The sequence below is a fragment of the Clostridiales bacterium genome, from assembly GCA_017961515.1.
GTDB lineage: Bacteria > Bacillota > Clostridia > Acetivibrionales > RGIG10202 > RGIG10202.
On sequence record JAGCXC010000049.1, the window covers coordinates 1 to 3,577 of the forward strand.

At 36.5% G+C, this 3,577-nt stretch carries 3 protein-coding genes; all 3 read right to left on the bottom strand.

Annotated elements, in window-relative coordinates:
- Positions 1-1,489: cadmium-translocating P-type ATPase (gene cadA / locus J6Y29_03740; protein MBP5426986.1), on the bottom strand; the 1,489-nt coding region annotated here is incomplete at its 3' end.
- A 17-nt stretch (positions 1,490-1,506) separates the two neighbouring features.
- Entirely contained in the window at positions 1,507-2,727 is a 1,221-nt protein-coding gene (locus J6Y29_03745) for a tyrosine--tRNA ligase (protein MBP5426987.1), read from the bottom strand.
- 424 nt (positions 2,728-3,151) lie between these two features.
- A partial coding sequence (locus J6Y29_03750; GenBank protein ID MBP5426988.1) for a hypothetical protein occupies positions 3,152-3,577 on the bottom strand: 426 nt, incomplete at its 5' end.

Consider the following 3,577-nt stretch of genomic DNA (forward strand, 5'->3'; position numbering starts at 1 on the left):
CAAATGCCACACTCTCACTCTGCATTCGCTCTTTTACTATACTTGCCTTATCCTCCGGAAACACCTCATACGCCACGTCTTCTATCTCAAGCTCATTTGCTACACTGATAGCCACATCCTTATTGTCTCCTGTAATCATTGATACTTTTATATTACCTCTCTTTAAATCTTGTATCATATCTTTCGCTTCTTTCTTAATTTCATCCGCCACAATTATATTCCCAACATACTCCCCATCATATGCTACATATATAGCTCCTACACCCTTAACTTCATCAGGAACCAATATATTATTCTCCTCCATAAACCTACTACTTCCAACAAAAACTGTTTTGCCTTCAAATAAACAACTAGTACCCCTTCCAGCAATCTCCCTTGAATCACTCAAAACCTCATAATCTATATCCTCACCATATGCTCTCTTTATCGCTCCAGCAACAGGATGATTGCTACTAGCTTCACAGTGGGCCGCAATCTTTAGGACATCTTGCTTAACCAACGCATTCACGCTTACAACCTCAAACTCACCTCTCGTCAACGTCCCCGTCTTATCAAACATGATTCTTCCTATATTCGACAACATCTCTATAAAAACTCCACCTTTAACCAAAACTCCACATTTAGAGCAAAGGCCCATTCCATAGAAAAAACAAAGTGGTAACGACAACACAAGCGCACACGGACACGCTATTACCAAAAACATACATGCACGCTTAACTCTCTCCATAAATGGTATGTATTTTGCCAACATCACAAACAAAAACGCCATCCCCATAACAACAGGTGTATACCTCTTAGAAAACTTAGTCATAAATCGCTCTGTCTTGGACTTCTGATTATCCGCATCTTCTATAAATTTAAGCATCTTAGACATGGTCGACTCACTATAAGTCTTTGTAACTTTTACAAATATGGTCCCATCTTTACTGATTCCTCCACTATATACCATATCTCCTTCTTTTAAGTACTTCGGTACCGACTCTCCTGTTAAAGAAGAAAAATCAATATTTCCATGCCCCTTAACTATAACTCCGTCCAACGATATACTCTCTCCAGCTGCTACCACAATAACCTCACCTAAAGTAACGTTCTCTGGCTTAGCCTTTGTAACCATACCATCATTCTGCACACTAACATACCTAGGCCTTTGATCTATTAGGTCTTTTATTGCTTTTTTAGAATCATCAACTGCTTCATCCTGCAATATCTCACCTATCTCATATATAATCATAACCAAAATAGCTTCCATATACTGCTGTGTAACAAATGCACCAATTGTCGCTACAAGCATTAGAAAATTCTCATCAAAAAACTCTCCCTTAAGTATATCAAAAAGTGACTTTTTTACAACATTAACCCCTGCAATAAGATACGCTACCACATATATCCAAAGCGATATGTTATATCCAAAATCAAACCTACTAGCCACAATAGCCAAAACTACTGCACATATTATTCTAAAGATAGTACTTCCATTTCGTACAAGCATACTCACTCTTCCTCTTTTTATAATTTTATCTTTGCTATTTTCCTCTTCCCTACTTGTATAATATCTCCATCTTTCACTTTTATATTTAATCCAACATCTGTAACTTTCTCTTCATTCACCTTAACTGCACCCTGCATTATGCTTCGTCTTGCTTCACTTGTTGAAGGAGATAACTTAGCTAACACCAAAAGCTTGGCTAGCCATATTCCCCCATTTTCTAGCTCTCTTCCATCCACTAAAACTTCTGGAATTTCATCTGGCAATTGTCCTTTTTGGAAAACAGATTTAAAATTCTCTTCTGCCTTCTTTGCCGCCTCTTCACTATGATATAACTTTACTATCTCTCTCGCTAATGCCATCTTCAAATCTCTTGGATTTACTAGATCTCTTGCCATGTCCATCTTCATTTTCTCTATTTCATCTGGATGTACATCAGTAACAAGCTCAAAATATCTTATTATAAGTTCATCTGGTATTGACATAGTCTTACCGTACATCTCCTCTGGCGCCTCGTTTATTCCTATATAGTTCCCCACACTCTTACTCATCTTTTTCACACCATCAGTACCCTCTAAAATTGGCATAAGCATACCTATCTGAACTGACTTCTTTCCATATTCCTTTTGAAGTGTCCTACCCATTAGTATATTGAATTTCTGATCTGTTCCCCCTAACTCAACATCCGCATCTATTGCAACTGAATCATATCCTTGCATCAATGGATAGAAAAATTCATGCACCGCTATTGGTAATCCACTTGTGTACCTTTTCTTAAAATCTTCCCTTTCTAGCATACGAGCAACTGTATATTTTGCTGAAAGATTTATGACATCACGAAACGTCATAACAGCTAACCATTCGCTATTGAATTTAACTTGTGTTTTCTCTGGATCTAATACCTTAAAAATTTGCTTCTTATATGTCTCAGCATTCCTTAATACTTCTTCTCTAGTTAACTGCTTCCTAGCCTCTGATCTACCTGTTGGGTCTCCTATCATTCCTGTATAATCGCCTATTATTATTATTATCTTATGTCCTAAATCCTGAAATGCCTTAAGCTTCCTTAAAACAACAGTATGTCCTAAATGTATATCTGGAGCTGTTGGATCTAAACCAAGTTTTATTATAAGTTGCTTTCCTTCTTCTTGTGCTTTTTTTAGTTTCTCTTCTAACTCTAATTCTGATAATATCTCTTCCGTTCCTTTTTTTATTATTTTTAATTGTTCGTTAAAGTCCATACCATTTACCTCCAAAATTAATTTGCTCATCTTTGATTATATTATTTCTACAAAAAATTTGCAAATCTTTTTTGACTATAGATAGTGCTTATAAATGGTAAAATTAAATTACCGGTTTTTTAAAAAAATTACAAACATAATTCTTCCATAATTTGATTTTATAATTGTTTAAAATAGCCCATGGTAACGCCAAAGCCCTACCATAAGCTATTATTATATTATGTACTATGTATACTATAGTTGCAATAGGCACGAGTACCATCTCCGTTGGTTATCTTCCATGTACCAGATTCATTATCACTTACGGTGATACTTATGCACCCCTGTTATAAGAACTAGAATAACCCTAAATCTAATTTTAGATTTAATTCTAATAAAATAGTAATTATATATAACAAAGAGGCGAGGATTTAATAATCCTCTTTTACTTTAATTTTATTCCAAAACGCTTGGCAGAAGCAATAAATTCATCAACAGACATATTAACAAAAGAAGCAGCTTCTTCTAATGATAATTTCCCGGTTTCAATTAATTTTGTTGCGAGTTTAATCTGACCTTCAATTTGGCCTTCAGCCCTGCCTTTGGCTTCACCTTCAGCCCTGCCTTCAGCTCTGCCTTTGGCTTCACCTTCAGCCCTGCCTTCAGCTCTACCTTTTTCTCTGCCCTTAGCTTCGCCCTCAGCTCTGCCCTTGGCTTCACCCTCAGCCAGACCCTCGGCCCGACCTTCAGCCCGGCCCTTTTCTCTACCAAAATCTTCCCAACTGGCTTTAGTCTTCTCCTCATCATATTCAGTTAGACACATAGCAGTCACCTCCGATTTATTCTTCAAAAAAAATTTTTTTAAAAGCGA

Coding starts and splice junctions, on each gene's coding strand:
- J6Y29_03745 (MBP5426987.1), bottom strand. CDS start 2,727: ATGGACTTTAACGAACAATTAAAAATAATAAAAAAAGGAACGGAAGAG.